At 74.4% G+C, this 17,654-nt stretch carries 19 protein-coding genes and 1 tRNA gene; 10 read left to right on the forward strand and 10 right to left on the reverse strand.

The features are described 5' to 3' along the window. Nucleotides 1–18: 18 nt before the first annotated feature. The 5 genes from ACI79Y_RS15115 to ACI79Y_RS15135 all read right to left on the reverse strand — a co-directional run bounded on the left by ACI79Y_RS15115 (nucleotide 19) and on the right by ACI79Y_RS15135 (nucleotide 4,334). Nucleotides 19–1,008 carry a sulfite exporter TauE/SafE family protein gene (locus ACI79Y_RS15115; protein WP_457159270.1) on the reverse strand — a complete coding sequence of 330 codons (990 nt, stop codon included), beginning with the start codon at nucleotides 1,006–1,008 and terminating at the stop codon, nucleotides 19–21. A gap of 84 nt (nucleotides 1,009–1,092) precedes the next feature. Continuing rightward, nucleotides 1,093–1,206, reverse strand: a complete 114-nt coding sequence (locus tag ACI79Y_RS15120) for a putative leader peptide (RefSeq protein ID WP_457159271.1) — start codon at nucleotides 1,204–1,206, stop codon at nucleotides 1,093–1,095. Between the two features lie 52 nt (nucleotides 1,207–1,258). After that, nucleotides 1,259–2,701, reverse strand: a complete 1,443-nt coding sequence (locus ACI79Y_RS15125) for an MFS transporter (RefSeq protein WP_457159272.1) — start codon at nucleotides 2,699–2,701, stop codon at nucleotides 1,259–1,261. Nucleotides 2,702–2,710: 9 nt separating this feature from the next. Continuing rightward, nucleotides 2,711–3,709 carry an anion permease gene (locus tag ACI79Y_RS15130; protein ID WP_457159273.1) on the reverse strand — a complete coding sequence of 333 codons (999 nt, stop codon included), beginning with the start codon at nucleotides 3,707–3,709 and terminating at the stop codon, nucleotides 2,711–2,713. 7 nt (nucleotides 3,710–3,716) lie between these two features. Continuing rightward, nucleotides 3,717–4,334 (reverse strand): DUF47 domain-containing protein, encoded by a 618-nt coding sequence (locus ACI79Y_RS15135; protein ID WP_457159274.1) that lies wholly within the window; start codon nucleotides 4,332–4,334, stop codon nucleotides 3,717–3,719. A gap of 171 nt (nucleotides 4,335–4,505) precedes the next feature. Here ACI79Y_RS15135 and ACI79Y_RS15140 point away from each other — a divergent pair, with 171 nt between their 5' ends. The 8 genes from ACI79Y_RS15140 to ACI79Y_RS15175 all read left to right on the forward strand — a co-directional run bounded on the left by ACI79Y_RS15140 (nucleotide 4,506) and on the right by ACI79Y_RS15175 (nucleotide 10,402). After that, nucleotides 4,506–6,239 carry a copper resistance CopC/CopD family protein gene (locus ACI79Y_RS15140; RefSeq protein WP_457159275.1) on the forward strand — a complete coding sequence of 578 codons (1,734 nt, stop codon included), beginning with the start codon at nucleotides 4,506–4,508 and terminating at the stop codon, nucleotides 6,237–6,239. 24 nt (nucleotides 6,240–6,263) lie between these two features. Further along, complete coding sequence (locus ACI79Y_RS15145; RefSeq protein ID WP_457159276.1) at nucleotides 6,264–6,980, forward strand: YcnI family copper-binding membrane protein; 717 nt, start codon at nucleotides 6,264–6,266, stop codon at nucleotides 6,978–6,980. After that, nucleotides 6,977–7,666 (forward strand): SCO family protein, encoded by a 690-nt coding sequence (locus ACI79Y_RS15150; protein ID WP_457159277.1) that lies wholly within the window; start codon nucleotides 6,977–6,979, stop codon nucleotides 7,664–7,666. The genes ACI79Y_RS15145 and ACI79Y_RS15150 overlap by 4 nt, the downstream gene beginning before the upstream one ends. A 13-nt stretch (nucleotides 7,667–7,679) precedes the next feature. Further along, entirely contained in the window at nucleotides 7,680–8,774 is a 1,095-nt protein-coding gene (locus tag ACI79Y_RS15155; protein WP_457159278.1) for a hypothetical protein, read from the forward strand. Nucleotides 8,775–8,977: 203 nt separating this feature from the next. Beyond that, a complete protein-coding gene (locus ACI79Y_RS15160) occupies nucleotides 8,978–9,772 on the forward strand; it encodes a M23 family metallopeptidase (protein ID WP_457159279.1) in 795 nt (264 codons plus the stop codon). A gap of 22 nt (nucleotides 9,773–9,794) precedes the next feature. After that, the gene (locus tag ACI79Y_RS15165) at nucleotides 9,795–9,935 is read left to right on the forward strand and encodes a DUF6191 domain-containing protein (protein WP_457159296.1); all 141 of its coding nucleotides are present in this window, start codon (nucleotides 9,795–9,797) and stop codon (nucleotides 9,933–9,935) included. Beyond that, nucleotides 9,932–10,168: a hypothetical protein gene (locus ACI79Y_RS15170; protein WP_457159280.1), complete on the forward strand. Its 237-nt coding sequence runs from the start codon at nucleotides 9,932–9,934 to the stop codon at nucleotides 10,166–10,168. The genes ACI79Y_RS15165 and ACI79Y_RS15170 overlap by 4 nt, the downstream gene beginning before the upstream one ends. A gap of 161 nt (nucleotides 10,169–10,329) precedes the next feature. Continuing rightward, nucleotides 10,330–10,402: transfer RNA gene (locus ACI79Y_RS15175), tRNA-Ala, on the forward strand. Between the two features lie 144 nt (nucleotides 10,403–10,546). Here the strand turns inward: ACI79Y_RS15175 and ACI79Y_RS15180 are convergent. The 3 genes from ACI79Y_RS15180 to ACI79Y_RS15190 form a co-directional block, all read right to left on the reverse strand. Beyond that, a complete protein-coding gene (locus tag ACI79Y_RS15180; RefSeq protein ID WP_457159281.1) occupies nucleotides 10,547–10,897 on the reverse strand; it encodes a VOC family protein in 351 nt (116 codons plus the stop codon). Nucleotides 10,898–10,985: 88 nt separating this feature from the next. Then, nucleotides 10,986–12,134 carry an RNA polymerase sigma factor gene (locus ACI79Y_RS15185; RefSeq protein WP_457159282.1) on the reverse strand — a complete coding sequence of 383 codons (1,149 nt, stop codon included), beginning with the start codon at nucleotides 12,132–12,134 and terminating at the stop codon, nucleotides 10,986–10,988. After that, the gene (locus ACI79Y_RS15190; protein WP_457159283.1) at nucleotides 12,131–12,538 is read right to left on the reverse strand and encodes a YciI family protein; all 408 of its coding nucleotides are present in this window, start codon (nucleotides 12,536–12,538) and stop codon (nucleotides 12,131–12,133) included. Before ACI79Y_RS15190 ends, ACI79Y_RS15185 begins: the two co-directional genes overlap by 4 nt. 323 nt (nucleotides 12,539–12,861) lie before the next feature. Between ACI79Y_RS15190 and ACI79Y_RS15195 the strand changes: the two genes are divergently transcribed. Next, on the forward strand, nucleotides 12,862–14,055 hold the full coding sequence (locus ACI79Y_RS15195; RefSeq protein WP_457159297.1) for a DUF222 domain-containing protein: 1,194 nt from the start codon (nucleotides 12,862–12,864) through the stop codon (nucleotides 14,053–14,055). 104 nt (nucleotides 14,056–14,159) lie between these two features. On the opposite strand, the gene ACI79Y_RS15200 is transcribed toward ACI79Y_RS15195, so the two are convergent. After that, entirely contained in the window at nucleotides 14,160–14,846 is a 687-nt protein-coding gene (locus tag ACI79Y_RS15200; protein WP_457159284.1) for an Ltp family lipoprotein, read from the reverse strand. Nucleotides 14,847–15,029: 183 nt separating this feature from the next. Then, nucleotides 15,030–15,944 (reverse strand): LysR family transcriptional regulator, encoded by a 915-nt coding sequence (locus tag ACI79Y_RS15205; RefSeq protein WP_457159285.1) that lies wholly within the window; start codon nucleotides 15,942–15,944, stop codon nucleotides 15,030–15,032. A 101-nt stretch (nucleotides 15,945–16,045) separates the two neighbouring features. Between ACI79Y_RS15205 and mdlC the strand changes: the two genes are divergently transcribed. Further along, nucleotides 16,046–17,626 (forward strand): benzoylformate decarboxylase, encoded by a 1,581-nt coding sequence (gene mdlC, locus ACI79Y_RS15210; RefSeq protein WP_457159286.1) that lies wholly within the window; start codon nucleotides 16,046–16,048, stop codon nucleotides 17,624–17,626. The last annotated feature ends 28 nt before the right edge of the window (nucleotides 17,627–17,654 follow it).

The raw sequence follows: 17,654 nt of genomic DNA on the forward strand, positions 1-17,654 counted from the left end.
CGGCGAGGGCGGGTGCGGCTACTCGCGGGGAGCGCTGGGGCGGCCGGCGCGGACGCCCGCCTGCGGCTCGGTGGTGTTCGGCTCCCGCGCGGCGCGGGCGAGCTCCTCGGCCTCGGCGGCCAGCGCGTCGGCCTGCGCCTGGGCGCGCTCCCTGCGGTACTCGCGGAAGGACCACACGACCGCGGCGGCCCAGGCCAGGTAGACCACGGTGTAGACGGCGTAGCGGACCGGGTCGGGGGCGTCGACCCAGTCGCTGGTGAGCAGGCTCCGGATGTTGGTCGCCACGATCATCCCGCCCACGCCGGCGCCCAGCAGCCGCGGCGGGACGTAGCGCACCAGCCAGGCGGCCAGCGGCGCGGCGACCAGGCCACCGGCGAGCAGGCCGAGCACCCAGAACGGGTTGATGCCCTGGCTGCCGAGGGCGAAGAGGAAGCCCAGGCTGGCGGCGAGGGAGACCAGGAACTCGGAGGTGTCGATCGAGCCGATGGTCTTGCGCGGCTCCAGCCGCCCGCTGGCCAGGATGGCCGGGGTGCTCACCGGGCCCCAGCCGCCGCCGCCGGTGGCGTCGATGAAGCCGGCCGTCAGGCCGAGCGGGGCGAGGAAGCGGGCCCGCATCGGCTTGCCCAGCCGGCGCGTGTCGATGCCGCGGACGGTGAACCGGACCAGCAGGTAGACGCCCAGCCCGAGCAGGATCAGCGACATCGCCGGGCCCGCGATCGCGGTGGAGACGTTCGACAGCACGGTGGCGCCGACGAACGCGCCGATCGCACCGGGGACGCCGATCTTGGCGACGACCTTCCAGTCGACGTTGCCGAACTTCCAGTGCGACAGACCCGAGGCCAGGTTCGTGCCGATCTCGGCCAGGTGCACCGTGGCCGACGCGGCGGCCGGGTTGGTGCCGATGGCCAGAAGCAGGGTCGTCGAGGTGACGCCGTAGCCCATGCCGAGGCTGCCGTCGACGAGCTGCGCGCCGAGGCCGGCGAGCGCGAGCAGGATCAGGGTCTTCACGTGGGGGTGCTCCGGGATCGTGGCGCCGGGCGCGGCGGAGCGCGTCGGGCAGGCTGAACGAGGTGCGCCGCGAGCGGCGCGGGGTCAGCGGCCCGGACAGGTTGCGGTGGCGACCCGGAGCAGGTCGACGTGCAGACGGCTCACCAGCAGCTCGCCCGGGAGGGCAGCCGGAAGCTGGGCCGTCGTCGTCACGGGCACATTCCTACCACTTTGGTGCAGATTGCGCGCAACGGTCTCCCACGCAGTGGGATCAGCCGCGCAGGACGTCGTCCCGGATGGTCAGCCAGGCGATGGTCGAGCCGGCGAGCATGAGACCCGCGCACACCACCATGGCCACGGCGAAGCCGGCGCTGAAGGCCTCCGGCCGGGCGTAGTCGGCGCCGGAGAGGCCCACGGCCACCGGCAGGGCCGCCACCGCGAGGAGGTTGGCCGCCCGGGCCACCGCGTTGTTGACGCCGCTGGCCACTCCGGCCAGGTGGTCGGGCGCGGCGCCCAGCACGGTGGCGGTCAGCGGGGCGACCAGCGCCGCCATGCCCAGCCCGAACAGCACCGACCCGGGCAGCACGTCGACCCAGTACGAGCTGCCCGCGTCCACCCGGGTCAGCCAGAGCAGCCCGGCCGCGGCGACGAGGGGGCCGACGGCCATCGGCCGCCGCGGCCCGATCCGCTGGGCCAGCGCGCCCGCACGGGCCGACAGCAACGTGATCAGCAGGATGGAGGGCAGCATGGCCGCACCGGCCAGCGTGGCGCCGTAGCCCAGGACGGTCTGCAGCTGCAGCACCAGGAAGAACGACATCCCGCCCAGGGCGCCGTACACCGCCAGCGTGCTCAGGTTCGCGCCGCTGAACTGCCGGTCGGTGAAGACCCGCAACGGCAGCATCGGCGCGGGCGCACGCCGCTCGCGCAGCAGGAAGGCACCGCCGGCGAGCACGCCCCCGGCGGCCGCGAGCCACACGCCGACGCCGCCGGGGTCCTCCCCGGCGGCGATCAGGGCGTACGTGACACCGCCCAGCGCCAGTGCGCCGAGCACCGCACCCAGGACGTCGAAGCGCCCGTGGTGCGCGGGGTCCCGGCTCTCCGGTACGTGCCGGGCGGCGACCAGCACCAGCAGGGCCACCGGCACGTTGACCCCGAACACCCAGCGCCAGCTGACCGCGTCGATGAGGAAGCCGCCGAGGAAGGGGCCGGCCAGGCCGGCGATCCCGCCGAGCGCCGACCACAGCCCGATCGCCCGGGCCCGGTCGCCCCGGCGGAAGGAGGACTGGATGATCGCCAGGCTGCCCGGCGTGAGCAGGGCACCGCCGATGCCCTGCAGCACCCGCGCGCCGACCAGCTGCGGGGTGCTCTGCGCGAGACCGCACAGCAGCGAGGCCGCGGCGAACCACACGACGCCGATCAGGAACACCCGGCGCCGGCCGTACCGGTCACCCAGCGCACCGCCCAGCAGGATCAGCGCGGCGAGCGCGAGCGTGTAACCGGTGACGGTCCACTGCAGGCCGGACAGCGACGCGCCCAGCTCCGCACCGATCGACGGCAACGCGACGTTGACCGCGGTGGCGTCCAGCATCGCCATCGCCGAGGCGAGCACCGTGGCCATCAGCACCCAGCGGCCCGGTGGCGTGCCCAGCGCGACCGGCTCGGGGGGCCGGTCCGGTGAGCGGGTCCCTCCGGGCGTGGCGGGGGACGAGGTCACCGACTCTTCCTAGCCGACGACGGCGTGGGTGACCACGTAGGCCAGCGCGGCGACCCCGGCCGCGGCCGGCAGTGTCACCACCCAGGCGACGACGATGCTGCCGGCCACCCCCCAGCGCACCGCGGAGAACCGGCGGATGGCGCCCACGCCCATGATCGAGGTGGTGGTGACGTGCGTCGTCGACACCGGGACGGCGAAGACCGTCGCGGTGGTGACCATGACGCTGGAGGCCACCGTCTGCGCGGCGAAGCCGCCGGCCGGGGTGAGCTGGATGATCCGCCGCCCCAGGGTGCGCATGATCCGGAAGCCGCCGGCGTAGGTGCCGGCGCTGATCGCGACGGCCGCGGCGAAGACCACCCACAGCGGCACCTCGAAGGTGTCGATCTCCCCGGCGGTGACCAGCGCGAGGGTGATGATCCCCATCGTCTTCTGCGCGTCCTGCATGCCGTGGCCCAGCGCCATGGCCGCGGAGCTGACCACCTGCGCGTGGCGGAAACCCCGGTGCGCGCGGTGCGCGTTGACGCCGCGGAAGGCCCACAGGATCGCCAGCATGACCAGGTAGCCCACGCCGAACCCGACCAGCGGTGACACCACCATGGGGACGACGACGTCCTCGAGCACGCCCGTCCACTGCACCGAGTGGGCGGCGGCCAGCGCGGCGCCGATCAGGCCGCCGATCAGCGCGTGCGAGGAGGAGGGCAGCCCGAGGTACCAGGTGATCACGTTCCACACGATCGCCCCGAGCAGTGCGGCGAAGACCAGTTGCAGGCCCTCGGCCCCGGTGGGGGCCTCGATGATGCCGGCGCCGACGGTCTCCGCGACCTTCGTGGAGATCAGCGCGCCGACCAGGTTCATCACCGCGGCGAGGGTGAGCGCCGCCCGCGGGGTGAGCGCCTTGGTGGAGACGGCGACGGCGATGGCGTTGGCCGCGTCGTGGAAGCCGTTGGTGTAGTCGAAGGCCAGCGCGACGACGACGATGACCGCAAGGGCCAGGAAGAGCGGCTCCATGCGCTGGTCAGGACTCCTTGACCGCGATGGTCTCGACCACGTTGGCCACGTGCTCGAAGGCGTCGGCGGCCTCCTCCAGCTCGTCGGCGACCTCCTTGAGCTTGAGGATCTCCAACGCGTCGAACTCCCCGGAGTAGAGCCGGGACAGCAGCCGGCGGTACAGCTTGTCGGCCTCGTTCTCCAGCCGGTTGACCTCGATCCAGTAGTCGGCGAGGTCCCGCATCGAGCGCAGCCGGGGCATCGACTCGGCGGTCACCTGGGCGCAGCGTCGCAGCAGCGCCACCTGCTGGCCCATCTCCGCCGGCAGGGTGCCGAGGTTGGTGAGCACCACCAGGTCGGCGGCGGCCTCGATCGCGTCCATGACGTCGTCCAGGTCGCTGGCCAGGTTGATGATGTCCTCCCGGTCGAACGGGGTGACGAAGCTGGAGTTGACCTGCCGGAAGATCGCGTGGGTGGCCTGGTCGCCGGTGTGCTCCAGGTCCCGCAACCGCTGCGCCAGCTCCTCGCGGCGGGTGTGCTCGTGCACGAACTCGTCGAGCACGTCGGTGGCGGTGACGAGGTTCTCGGCCGCCGCGGTGAACATGCCGTAGAAGCTCGAGTCGCGGGGGGTGAGGCGGAAGGCCACGCGGTGCTCCGGGGACGAGGGGATCGGTGGCCGCGCTGCCCGATGGGGCGGGGCCGCAGGGAGCATAGGTCCGCACCGTTCATCGGGCGTTCACCCTCCGTCCATCGAGTGGACCTGCGTGCTCTTCGCCACAGCGGGAACCGGTGAGTCCCGCCGGGCGACTGACCACCCGTGCAGCACGCCGGCCGGGGAAGGACCCGCACGCACCGCGTCGTCCCCGCCCTCCTGCTGCTGGCGGGGCTGCTCGCCGCCGGGCTCGGGCTCGACGTGCTCACCGCGCCGCCGGCCGCGGCGCACGCCACGCTCGTCACCACCACCCCCGCCGACGGTGCGCGGCTGGACGCCGTCCCCGACGCGGTGACGCTCGAGTTCGACGAGCCGGTGTCGCTGGGGGCCGGCTACGCCCGGGTCCTGGGCGCCGACGGCGAGCGGGTCGACACCGGGGCGGCCGAGGCCCGCGACGGCACGGTCACCGTGCCGCTGCGCGACGACCTCCCCGACAGCGGCTACCTGGTCACCTACCGGGTGGTCTCCGCCGACTCCCACCCGGTCTCGGGGGCCTTCTCCTTCGTGGTCGGGAACGGCGAGCTGCTGCCGGTCTCCGCCGCGGCCGACGACGCCGACGTCCACCCGGTCGTCGCCAGCGCGCTGCCGACGGCCCGCTGGCTGGGCTACCTCGGCCTGGCGCTGGGCCTCGGCGTCCCGCTGGCGCTCGCGGTCTGCTGGCCCGGTGGCTGGGCGGTGCCGCTGCTGCGCCGGCTGACCCTGGGCGGCCTGGGCGCCGTCGCCGCCAGCGCGCTGCTCGGGTTCCTGCTGCAGGGGCCGTACGCGGCCGGCCTCGGTCCCGGCTCGCTGTTCGACCCGGACCTGGTGGGCGCCACACTCGGCTCCGCCCACGGCCTGACCCTGCTGGCCCGCCTGCCGCTGGCGGCCGCGCTGGCCGCGCTGATCGCCACCGGCTGGCGCGCCGGCCGGCCGCCGGCGCGGGGGGTGCTGGTCGGCGGCGGGGTGCTCGCCGCGGCGCTGGTGGTGGCGGTGGCCGCCGTCGGGCACCCGGTGGCCGGCCCGCTGCCGGGGCTGGCCGTGCCGGTGGCGGCGGTGCACGCGGCGGCGATGGCCGGCTGGCTGGGTGGGCTGACCGCGCTGTTCGCCGGGGGCCTGCGCCGGCGGGAGGAGGCCGCGGACCGGGTGGGGGGACTGGCGCTCGCCCTGCCCCGGTGGTCGCGGCTGGCCGCGGGGCTGATCGCCGCGCTGGTGGTCACCGGCGTCCTGCAGTCGGTGCGCGAGGTCGGCTCGCCGTCCGCGCTGGTCGACACCGCCTACGGGTGGCTGCTGGTGGCCAAGCTCGTGCTGGTGCTCGGGGTGCTGGTCGCCGCGCTGGTCAGCCGGGACTGGGTGCAGCAGCGGCTGGGGGACCGCCGCCGGTCCCGGGTCCCGGACGGGGCGTCACCGGCCGAGCACCTCGGGGTGCTGCGTCGCTCGGTGCTGGTCGAGCTCGCCGGCGCGGCCGTGGTCCTCGCGGTGTCGGCCGTGCTGGTCGGCACCCCGCCCGCGCGCGCCGCCGTCGCCGACCCCGTCGAGGTGACGCTGCCGCTGCAGTCGGCCAGCGGCACCGACGGCACGGTCCAGATGACCCTCGCCCCGGCCTCGCCCGGGCCCGCGTCGCTGCACGTCTACCTGTTCGACGACGCCGGCACGTTGATCCAGCCGCAGCAGATCAGCGTCACGCTCACCGAGCCGCAGCAGGAGATCGGCCCGATCGACGTCGACCTCGCCGGCGCCGGGCCCGGCCACTACGTCGGCGACCCCACCCTGCCCACCGCCGGCACCTGGACCCTCACGGTCACCGTCCGGCTGGACGAGTTCACCGCCGTCACCGCCAGCACCACCTTCCCGGTGCGCTGACCCACCCTGATCGAGGAGAACCCCATGAGCCTGTCCACCACGCGCCGCCTCGGCGTCGCGCTCCCCGTGGCGCTGGCCACCGTGCTCACCGTCGGCGTGGGCGCTGCCTCCGCGCACGTCACCGTCTCCAGCGCGGACGCCTCGCCCGGCGGCTACGGCAAGCTGACCTTCCGGGTGCCCAACGAGAGCGACACCGCCAGCACCGTCGCGCTGCGCATCCAGGTGCCCACCGACGCCCCGCTCGCCTCGTTGCGCGCGCAGCCGGTGCCGGGCTGGACGGTCACGATGACCCGCACCCAGCTCGACGAGCCGGTCGAGGTGCACGGCAGCGAGGTCGACGAGGTCGTCTCGGTGGTCGAGTTCCGCGCCGTCGACGGCGGGGGCATCGACCCGGGGCAGTTCCAGGAGTTCGCGCTCTCCGGCGGGCCCTTCCCCGACGCCGACGAGCTGGCCTTCAACGCGGTGCAGACCTACAGCGACGGCACCGAGGCGGCCTGGATCGAGCCCACCGTCGAGGGGCAGCCCGAGCCCCAGCGCCCGGCGCCGGTGCTGTCGCTGGCTGCGGGTGGAGACGCCGGGCACGGGGAGACCTCCGACCCTGGGACGGCGACCGCCGCCGAGGACGACGGCGGCGACGGGCTGGCCGTCACCGCGCTGGTGCTCGGCGCCCTCGGCCTGCTCGCCGGGCTCGGCGGTCTCGGGCTCGGTCTGGCCGCGCGCCGACGTACCGTGTCCTCGTGAACTCCCGGACCCTCCCTGCCCGGTTCCGCCCCGCCCTGGCGGGGGTGCTGCTCGCCGCCGGGGTGGCGCTCGCCGGGTGCGGCGGGGACGCCGCCGCGGAGGACCCGGCCCAGGCCGGTGGCCACGACCACGGCGCCGAGGCGTCGCCCCCGGCCACGGTCGAGGGGGCCGACAGCCCGTACTCGGGTCTGCACCTGGAGGACCCGTACCAGAAGCCGTCGTTCACGCTGACCGACACCGCCGGGCAGCCCTACGACTTCGCCGCGGCCACCGCCGACGGGCCGACGATGCTGTTCTTCGGCTACACCAACTGCCCGGACATCTGCCCGACCACGATGGCCGACGTCCGGCTGGCCCTCGGCGACGTCGACCCGGCGGTGGCCGAGCGGACGAACGTGGTCTTCGTGACCACCGACCCGGCCCGGGACACCCCCGAGGTGCTGGGGGAGTACCTGGCCCAGTTCGACGCCGAGCTGCCCACCCGGTTCGTCGGGCTGACCGGCGACCAGGAGCAGATCGAGCAGGCGCAGATCGCCGCCGGCGTGCCGCTGGCGCAGGCCAACGGCGAGGCGCACTCGGCGATGCTGCTGCTCTACGGCACCGACGGGGAGGCCGACGTCGCCTTCAACGCCGGCAACACCAGCCGCGACATCGCCCACGACCTGGCGCTCGTCGCGGCCGAGTGATCGGCACGCCGGAGTGAGCGCCGCGGCGGTGCGTGCCTGGGGTGCCCGGCTGGGCGTCGTCCTGCTGGCGCTGCTGGCGACCCTGGTGGTGGCGAGCCCCGCCGTCGCGCACGTCGGCGGGGGAGCGGCCGGCAGCGACTTCGACGGGCGGGTCACCTCGGTCACCCCGCAGCCGGCCGGGGTGAGCGTCCGGGTGCTGGAGTTCGGTGACGCCCTCGAGGTGGTCAACGAGACCGGCGCGGAGCTGACCGTCCCCGGCTACAACGACGAGCCGTACCTGCGGATCGGGCCGGACGGCGTCTGGCGCAACGCGCTGAGCCCGGCCACCTACCTGAACCTGGACCGCTACGGGCTCACCCCGGTGCCCGACGACGTCGACGTGACCGCGCCGCCGCGCTGGGAGCAGGTCTCCACCGAGCCGCAGTACGTGTGGCACGACCACCGCACGCACTGGATGACCGAGGGGCTGCTGCCCCCGGCGGTCGCCGCCGACCCCACCCGCGCGCACCTGGTCGCGGAGTGGACCGTGCCGATGGCGCACGCCGGTACGCCGCTGCTGGTCACCGGTGAGCTCACCTGGAGTCCGCCACCGCCGGCCTGGCTGGTCTGGCCGGTCTACGCGCTGTTGCTGGCCGGCACCGTGCTGGCCGGGTGGCGGGCGCGGACGCCGCGCCCGCTGGCGGTCGCGCTGGGTGCCGGCGGGCTGGCGGCGCTGGCGCACGCACTGGCCACCCCCGAGCCGCCGGTGACGGTCGGCTCCCACGCGGGGGCGCTGGTCTCCGCGCTGCTGCCGGCGCTGCTGGCGGTGCTGGTCGCGGGCATCGGCGTCCGGGCCGCGCTGCGCGACCGCGGGGTGCTCACCGGGCTGATGGCGGTCGTGGGCGGGTGGCTGCTGCTGGTGCAGGGGCTGCCCGACGTCGACGTGCTGTGGACCGCGCACACGATCACCCGGGGGCCGGAGCTGCTCGGCCGGGCCGCGGTCGCCGTCCTGGTCGCGGTCGGGCTGGGCCTGGTGATCGGCGGGGCGCTGGCCGCCCGCCGGTTCCGGGACGACGTCCGGCGACGCCCGGCGGTCGAGGACCCCACGCCGGCGCCCGTCGGCGGCTGACCCGCTCCGGCGGCGCGGATCGCCGAGTCGACGTGTCGCCGTGTCGACACATCGACCGGTTTCGGAACGTGATGAAGGCGTCACACGGCGTGTCTTGGCGAACACGCCGTCGAACAAATTACAAAGCTGCAACTCGATGTTTGGATGACTGCCGTACCGATCCGGCGCTCGCAGCGCCGCCATCGAACTGAGGGGCAGCGCGCATGGCTTCGAGGCACGTCGGCAGCGTCGTCGAGGGAACCCGACGGACCGTCGCCGAGGTCGTCGCCGAGGTCTCGCCCGACACCGCCGAGCGCCTTGCCGTCCGCCCCGCATCGGTGCAGCGCCGCCGGCCCGCCGCGCTGCTGGCGGCGCTGGCGATCGGTGGCCTGGTCGCGTTCCTGGGCAGCCACGCGCTGCCGACGGCAGAGGCCGAGCCGGTCGAGGTGGCCGCGCTGCTGGCCGCCGACTCGTCGCTCATCGACGAGGAGGCGGCGCTGATGCCGCAGTCGTCGATCAGCGAGGCCGAGGCCCGCGCCCGGCTGGCCGAGGTGTCCGCCGCCCGCGCCGAGCGCCGCGCCCGCGAGGAGGAGGCGGCCGCGGCCGCCGCCGAGGCCGCCCGCCCCAAGGTCGTCGCCCCGCTGGACACGTACCGGCTGACCAGCTGCTTCTGCCAGCGCTGGGGCACCATGCACTGGGGCGTGGACCTCGCCGCCCCGATGCTCACCCCGGAGTACGCGGTGGAGGACGGCGTCGTGCTGCGGGCCGGCGCGGCCAGCGGCTACGGGCTGGCGGTCTACATCCTCGGCGAGAGCGGTGACGTGACCGTGTACGGCCACATGGAGAAGATCCAGGTGCGCGCCGGCGACGTCGTCGAGGCCGGTGACCAGATCGCGCTGCTGGGCAACCGCGGCCAGTCGACCGGGCCGCACCTGCACTTCGAGGTGCACTCCGGCGGGCTGGAGGGCAAGCGGGTCGACCCGGTCAAGTGGCTGGCCGCCCGCGGCGTCGACCTGTAGCCCCGAGGGCCGGCCCGCCGCGCTGGAGCCGGCCCGGGTGCACGGCGTCGACCAGCGGCTGGCGACCGAGCTGATGCGGGAGGACGAGACCGACGGGGCGCTGCCGCGCAGCCGGGTCGACCTCGACGCCGGGGTCGCCCACCTGGTGCTGCCACCCCGGTGAGCCGGGCGACGGAGGACTCCAACCGGCGGATGCTGCGCGCCCGGGACGCGATGGACCGCTCCTACGCCGAGCCGCTGGACGCCCCGGCGCTGGCCCGCATCGCGTACGTCTCCGAGGCGCACGTCATCCGCACCTTCAAGGCGACCTTCGGCGAGACGCCGCACCGCTATCTGCAGCGGCGCCGGGTCGAGGGGGTGACGTTCCTGCTGCCTGACGACGACGATGTGCGCTGACGGCGGGTTCGTGGGGGCCGGAACCCGCCGTCAGTGCACATCGGTCCGGGGAGCGGAGGTCCGGCTGACGACACGGCGCCCGGAGGGGACCCCTCCGCCGTGGGCCGTTCACCCTGATGTAGTCTTCTCCACGGCTCGGACACACCAGACCGGGTCGGCAAGGGGCTGTGGCGCAGCTGGTAGCGCACCACACTGGCAGTGTGGGGGTCAGGGGTTCGAGTCCCCTCAGCTCCACCCGTAGACAGGCCGTCCTCCCGCTGGGAGGGCGGCCTTCGTCGTTCCTGCGCCTGTACGCGTGATCAGCCGGACGATGCGATCGCTGATCCGGAATCGATCACAGGTCCCGTCCCACCGGAGGCAGGCACTCGCTGGCCGACCTCAGCCCCTGGCGGGGCGCTGGAGGTTGATCGGGTTGCCGTCCGGGTCGCGCACGTGGGCCACGCGCATGCCCCACGCCATGTCGGAGGGCCCTCCGGTGACGGAGCCTCCGTGCGAGCGCACGGAGTGCAGCAGGGCGTCGACGTCCGGGACGTCGATCCCCAGCAGGGTCCGGTTGCCAGCGGGTGGCTCGGCCTCCCGGACGAGCCCCAGCACCGAGTCACCGATGCGCAGGCTGAGGAAGAACGGCGGGTCGCCGGCGTCCGCCTCCGGCGTCTGCTCGACCACCTCCGCGCCCAGTACTCCGACGTAGAAGTCCCTCAGGCGTTCCGGGTCGGCGGTGAGCAGCATGGGCAGGATCGTGGGCGCGGGGTCTCCTCCGGGTCGGTCGTCTCGCAGCACTGACTCCGGGACGACGGGGAAGTCATCGGCCCGACCGTCAGCGGGAGTTGAGCCGGGCCGCCTGGCGGGTCAGGTGGTCGCGCTCGGCCGTGTTGCCTGCCAGGGCGGACGCCTCGGCGTAGAGCCGCGCCGCCGTCGTCCGGTCGCCGTCCTTCTCGTGCAGGTACGCCCGGACGGCGGCGAAGCGGGGGACCGAGGGATTCACCGAGGCGAGCGCCGCCAGGCCAGCGCGGGGGCCGTCGGCCTCACCGACGGCTACCGCGCGGTTGAGCCGCACCACCGGGCTGTGGGTCAGCCGGGCCAGCTCGTCGTACCACTCGACGATCTGCACCCAGTCGGTCTCCGCGGCGGACCGTGCGTCGGCGTGCAGCGCCGCGATCGCGGCCTGGGCCTGGTACTCGCCCAGCCGGTCCCGGGCCAGGGCTGCCTGCAGCACGTCGACGCCCTCGCTGATCAGTGCGGTGTCCCATCGCTCGCGGTCCTGCTCGACGAGCGGCACCAGGCTGCAGTCGGCCGCCGTGCGAGCCGCGCGCCGCGCGTGGTGGAGCAGCATCAGCGCGAGCAGCCCCGCCACCTCCGGGTGGTCGACGGCGGCGGCGAGCTGCCGGGTCAGTCGGATCGCCTCCGCGGCCAGGTCGACGTCCCCGGAGTAGCCCTCGTTGAACACCAGGTACAGGACGCGCAGCACGGTGACGACGTCGCCGGACTCGTCGAACCGGACGCCGGCGACGGTGCGCTTCGCCCGGCTGATCCGCTGCGCCATCGTCGCCTCGGGCACCAGGTAGGCCGCAGCGATCTGCCGGGTGGTCAGCCCGCCGACGGCGCGCAGCGTGAGCGCCACCGCCGACGACGGCGTCAGCGACGGATGGGCGCACAGGAAGTACAGCTGCAGCGTGTCGTCGGCCGAGGGCACCGGTCCGGCCGGCGGCTCGTCGGCGACGGTCTCCTCCCGGCGGCGGCGCGTGGCCTCCGCCCGGGTTGCGTCGAGGAACTTGCGCCAGGCCACCGTGACCAGCCAGGCGTGCGGGTTCCGCGGCGGATCGGCCGGCCAGGTGCGCACCGCCTCGACCAGCGCCTCCTGGACGGCGTCCTCGGCCGCCGCGAAGTCGGCTCCGCGGCGGACGAGGACGCCGAGCACCCCTGGCACCAGGCTCCGCACCAGGACGTCGTCCACCGGTGGGGTCACTCGGTGACGGTGGGCGGCGCGCCCAGGAACGGGCGCAGCTCCAGCCACTCACGGATCGGCTCCCCGCCCGGTCCAGGGGCGGCCGACAGCTCGCCGGCCAGCTCGACGGCGCGCTCGTGGGTGTCGACGTCGATCACCATCCACCCGGCGATGAGGTCCTTGGTCTCGGCGAACGGGCCGTCGGTGACCGGCGGTCGGCCCTCGCCGTCGTACCGCACCCACAGGCCCTCGGGCGCGAGCGCCTGGCCGTCGACGAACTCCCCGGTCTCCTCCAGCTTGGCCGCGAAGTCGTTCATGTACTGGACGTGGGCCGAGACCTCGTCCGGCGTCCACTGGTCCATCGGCGCGCAGTCGAGCGACTTCGACGTGCTGCGGTAGTGCTTGAGCATCAGGTACTTGGCCATCGTGGCTCTCCTCGCTGGTGGTGCGGCCCATCGTGGCCGCGGACACCCCAGGGACGGAACCGGCTGCGTGTTCTCGACATGGGGCGGTCGTCCGGTGTGGCCCGGCTCGGGCGGGCTCTGTCAAGACCCTTCGATGGATCAGTGGACAGGCAGCTGACCTGGGGATTCGACTGGTCGCGGCGCTCGTCTCGCGCTAGTGTTCGTACACACGTTCGAATGGCTAGGAGGTGTCCGTGAGCGACTCGATCACGCTGGACGCTCCTGCGCCGAACGTGGTCGCGGAGCTGTCCGCCGATGGCCTGGAGGGGTTGTTCGGGTCGCCGTTGTCGGCCGCGCTGGACGCGCTGGCGGCCGAGGACCTGCACGCGCTCGGTGATGGTGAGCTGCTGGACCGGGTGGGCGAGCTGGTGCGGCTGCAGAACCGGGTGACGGCGGAGCTGGCCCGCACGGTGCGCGCCTGTGAGCTCGCGCAGGCGGCCGAGCGGGACGGGTTGGCGTCGATGCGGTCGTGGCTGATCGGGCACCGGCGGTTGTCGGCGGGCGAGGCGTCGCGGGTGGTGCGGGCCGGTCGGGCGTTGGCGCACCTGCCGGCGCTGGCGGCGGGGTTCGCCGCCGGGGAGGTCACCGCCGCCCAGGTCGACGTCGTGGCGAGCGCGGTGGGGGAACCAGAGCGGGCGCGTGCTCAAGAGCAGGGGATCGATCTGGGTGCGTTCGACCAGGTGTGGGCGGATGTGGCGCGGGAGGCGCCGCATGCCTCGCTCGGGGTGGCGGTGCGCGCGTTCATCGAGGCGCTGGACCCCGACGGGCCCGAGCCTGACCCGACGGAGGGCCGGCGGTTCGCGATGGCCAAGCACGCCGATGGGAGCGTCACCGGTCGGTTCGACCTGGATGCGGTGGGTGGGGAGAAGGTGCAGGCGGCGATCGAGTCGATCGTGCAGGCCAGCCGCCCCAAGGGTGACGAGCGGACGCGCGCGCAGCAGAACGCCGATGCGCTGGTGCAGTTGTGCGACAACCAGCTCGCCTCCGGTGGCCTGCCGACGTTGCGGACGGTGAAGCCGCACGTGGTGGTCGGGATCGACCTGGACGACCTCGTCGAGGACGCGACCGGCCCGGGGGCTGCGCAGACCGGGTTCGGGGCGACCCTCTCCGCCGCCCGGGCCCGCTACCTGGCCTGCGACGGGAGCATCTCCCGGATTGTGATGGGCCCCGATGGGGTGCCGTTGGACCTGGGTCGGGACCACCGGGTGGTCACCCCGGGCCTCCGCAAGGCCGTTGAGCGCCGGGACAAGGGGTGCGTGTTCGCCGGCTGCGGCGCCCCGACCTGGTGGTGCGATGTGCACCACCTGATCCACTGGCTCCACGGCGGCGCGACGTCGCTGAACAACTCCGCACTGTTGTGCGAGCGCCACCACACCAAGGTGCACCACGGCTTCCGGGTCGAGCGACAACCCGACGGCCGATGGCGCACCTGGCGACCCGACGGCACCGAGATCCTCATCGGCCCGCTTCTCCACTGACCTGCTCGCCACCGGCAGCCGGCCACGGTTCCACCGTGGCCGGCTGCCGGTGCGCGCCCCGTTCGACGACGCCGCGATCCAGCCGATGGTGCGACGTCCTCGGATCAGAGGCCCGTCTGGCTCACTCCGTACTCGGCCTGCTCGCGCGTGAAGCCCTCGAACTCCAGCTGCTCGATGAGGCCGGAGCGGGAGAAGGAGCTGTAGTCGAGGTACTCCTCGGCCTTCTGCGCTGCTTGCGCGTTCCAGTCCGCGCCCACGTTGTCGACAGCCCAGGTGGCGTCCACGGTCGAGTAGCCCTCGAACTCCAGCTGCCCGATGAGGCCGGAGCGGGAGAACGCCGAGTAGTCCAGGTAGTCCCTGGCGGATCCCAGTGCGTTCTTCTGGCTGACGGTCTGCCCGGGCGCCGGAGCTGGTGCCGGCGCGGGGGCCGGTGCCGGTGCCGGTGCGGGCGCAGGAGACGGCTGCGGAGCCTCGGTGGTGGCGGCGGCCGGAGGCGTCGCCGTCACGGTCACGGTCGCCGGGGACGGCGCCGGTGGAGTGGCGGTGACCGTCGTGGTCGCCCGCGCCGTCGCGGTGACCGGGGCGGCGTCGGCCACCGTGCTGGTGCGCGTACCGCCACCCGCGGCTCCGATCCCGATGCCGATCAGCAGCACCACGACGCCGGCCGACGCCAGGAACCACGGCCGCCGGTGGAACGGTCGTGCGACCTTCGTCGGGGCACCACCGGGGCCGGGCACACCCGCGGGTGGCCCCCATTCCTGCGGCGGCTGCTGGAAGGGCGGCTGGCTCATGCTGTTCCCCGTCTGTGCGTCGGCAGTGGACGCTGAACGGTAGGGCGGGCCGAAGGTGCATGGAACGGTTCTGACCGGATCGTGGGTACTCCGTGACGACCGGGCGGAAGTGGTGAGGTCGATGGCTGCATGGCTGGGGCTGGCCGCCTCGACCAGGAGCTCGCCGCCGGACGCCGGCGAGCCCTACCCGCCCCGGGCGGCCGGGTCGGTGAGGTGGCGGTGCAGGACGTCGACCAGCCAGCGCTGCGCCGGTGTCCGGGACGCCTCGGGCCGGGCGTACAGGGCGATCTCCAGCGGCTCCAGCGGGATCGGCAGCGAGAGCAGCCGCACCGGGTGGTGGTCGGTGAACGCCCGCCCCACGTACGACGGCACGATCGCGACCAGGTCCGACTCCGCCACCAGGTAGGGCAGCACGGAGAACTTCGACACCTGAAGTGCGACGTGATCGAGCAGGTCCAGCGTCTCCAGCGCCAGCTTCGGCCCCACGTGCCCGGTCGCGCTGTCGACCAGCACGTGCCGCTCCGCCCGCAGCTCCTCCACCGTGACGGTGTCACCACCCAGCCGCGGGTGCGCCGCGCCCACCATCGCCAGGTAGCCCTCCGCGAACAGCGGGATCCGCCGCAGCTGCGGTGAGGACAGGATCGGCGTCGCCACGAACGCGTCCAGCTGCCCCCGCGCGAGCTCCGCCGGCGAGGACTCCAGGTCCAGCGGCCGCACGGTCAGCGACACCCCGGGCGCCTCCTCCCGCAGCGGTGCCACCAGCCGCGGCAGCAGGCCCGCCTCGCCCAGGTCCGACAATGCGATCGTGAAGCGGGCCTGGGAGACGGCCGGGTCGAACGCCGACGACGGGTCCACCGCCGCCGAGATCCCCGCCAGCGCCTGCCGCAGCGGCTCGTACAGCCGGTCGGCGACCACCGTCGGCTCCAGCCCGCCCCGCCCGCGCCGGAACAGCTCGTCGTCGAACCGCCGGCGCAGCTTCCCGAGGCTGTAGCTCACCGTCGGCTGGGTCACGTGCACCGCCTCGGCCGTCGCCGTCACGCTGCGCGTCTCGTACAGCAGCACGAACACCCGCACGAGGTTCAGGTCGAAGTCCGGCACATCGACAGTGTCTATCCAGACATCCACACCACATCTATTGGATCGCTGTCGGTACCAGCGCCTAGCGTGAGCGCCACCACACCGACCAGCGAGGGGGATCAGTGCTGATCCGCACCGTGGCGCACGAGTTCCTGCGCCGTCAGGGCCTGACGACGATCTTCGGCAACCCGGGCTCCAACGAGCTGCCGTTCCTCGCCGAGCTGCCCGGCGAGTTCCGCTACGTGCTCGGCCTGCACGAGGGCGCCGTCATCAGCATGGCCGACGGTTACGCCCAGGCCACCGGCCGCCCCGCGCTGGTCAACCTGCACGCCGCCTCCGGCTCGGGCAACGCCATGGGCGCGCTCACCAACGCCGTCTACTCCCGGACGCCGCTGGTGCTCACCGCCGGCCAGCAGGTGCGCTCGGCCATCGGCCTGGAGGCGATGCTCTCCAACGTCGACGCCGCGCAGCTGATGCGGCCGCTGGTCGGCTGGGCCGCCGAGCCCGCCATCGCCGCCGACGTCCCGCGCTCGCTGGCCCAGGCCGTCTTCGAGGCCCAGCTGCGCCGCCGGCCCAGCTACCTCTCCATCCCCTACGACGACTGGACCGTCGAGGCCGACCCGAACGCCGCCGCCGTGCTCGACCGCGACGTCGAGCGCTCCGCGTACCCCGACCCCGCCCAGCTCGACCGGCTCGTCGCCGAGGTGCAGGCCGCCCGCAACCCCGCGCTCGTCCTCGGCGGCGACCTCGACACCGACGGCCTCTTCGACGAGGCCACCGCGCTCGCCGAGCGGATGGGCGCCGACACCTGGGCCGCGCCCAGCACCTTCCGGATGCCCTTCCCGAACCGGCACCCGCTCTTCCGCGGCGTCCTGCCCGCCGGCATCGCACCCATCTCGGAGGCGTTCGCCGGCCACGACCTGGTGCTCGTGCTCGGCGCCCCGGTGTTCCGCTACCACCAGCACGTGCCCGGCGACCTGCTGCCCGCGGGCACCCGCCTGGTGCAGGTCACCGACGACGCCGAGGCCGCCTCCCGCGCGCCGATGGGCCGCGCCTTGGTCACCGACCCCGGCGCGGTGATCCGCGCGCTGCTCAAGGCGCTGCCCGAGCCGCCCGAGCAGAGGCGCGGGTACACGACCCCGGCCACGCCGGCGCAGCCGCAGGCCGACGACGTGCTGCACCCCGAGCAGGTCTTCGCCGCCCTCCGCGACACCCAGCCCGCCGACACCCGCTACGTCGTCGAGTCCACCTCGACAAGCAGCGCGTGGTGGAAGCAGATCGACCTGCGCCGCGGCGCCTCCTGGTTCTGGCCGGCCTCCGGCGGGCTCGGTTTCGGCCTGCCCGCCGCCGTCGGCGTCGCCCTCGCCGACGCCGACCGGCCCGTCGTCGGCGTCATCGGCGACGGCTCGGCCAACTACGGCATCACCGCGCTCTGGACGGCGGCGCAGCACCGGCTGCCGGTCACCTTCGTGCTGCTGCGCAACGGGACCTACGGCGCGCTGCAGTGGTTCGCCGACGTGCTCGGCACGCCCGACGCGCCGGGCACCACCATCCCCGGCATGGACTTCACCAAGATCGCCGAGGGCTACGGCGTGACCGGCGTCCAGGCCGCCGGCACCGACCACCTGCGCGCCCTGCTCGCCGAGCCGACGCAGACCCCGCGGCTGATCCAGGTCGACACCGAGACCACCAGGCCCCACTGACCGGCGGCCCGGCCGCGGCGCCCGCGAG

It is taken from the genome of Modestobacter sp. SYSU DS0875, assembly GCF_054050915.1.

What these genes read in the sequence shown, in the direction of transcription:
- ACI79Y_RS15180 (WP_457159281.1), bottom strand. Translation starts at nt 10,897, where the DNA reads ATGCTGCTCACCGCCGACCCGGAACGCCTGAGGGACTTCTACGTCGGA.
- ACI79Y_RS15145 (WP_457159276.1), top strand. Translation starts at nt 6,264, where the DNA reads ATGAGCCTGTCCACCACGCGCCGCCTCGGCGTCGCGCTCCCCGTGGCG.
- ACI79Y_RS15130 (WP_457159273.1), bottom strand. Translation starts at nt 3,709, where the DNA reads ATGGAGCCGCTCTTCCTGGCCCTTGCGGTCATCGTCGTCGTCGCGCTG.
- ACI79Y_RS15190 (WP_457159283.1), bottom strand. Translation starts at nt 12,538, where the DNA reads ATGGCCAAGTACCTGATGCTCAAGCACTACCGCAGCACGTCGAAGTCG.
- ACI79Y_RS15160 (WP_457159279.1), top strand. Translation starts at nt 8,978, where the DNA reads ATGGCTTCGAGGCACGTCGGCAGCGTCGTCGAGGGAACCCGACGGACC.
- ACI79Y_RS15200 (WP_457159284.1), bottom strand. Translation starts at nt 14,846, where the DNA reads ATGAGCCAGCCGCCCTTCCAGCAGCCGCCGCAGGAATGGGGGCCACCC.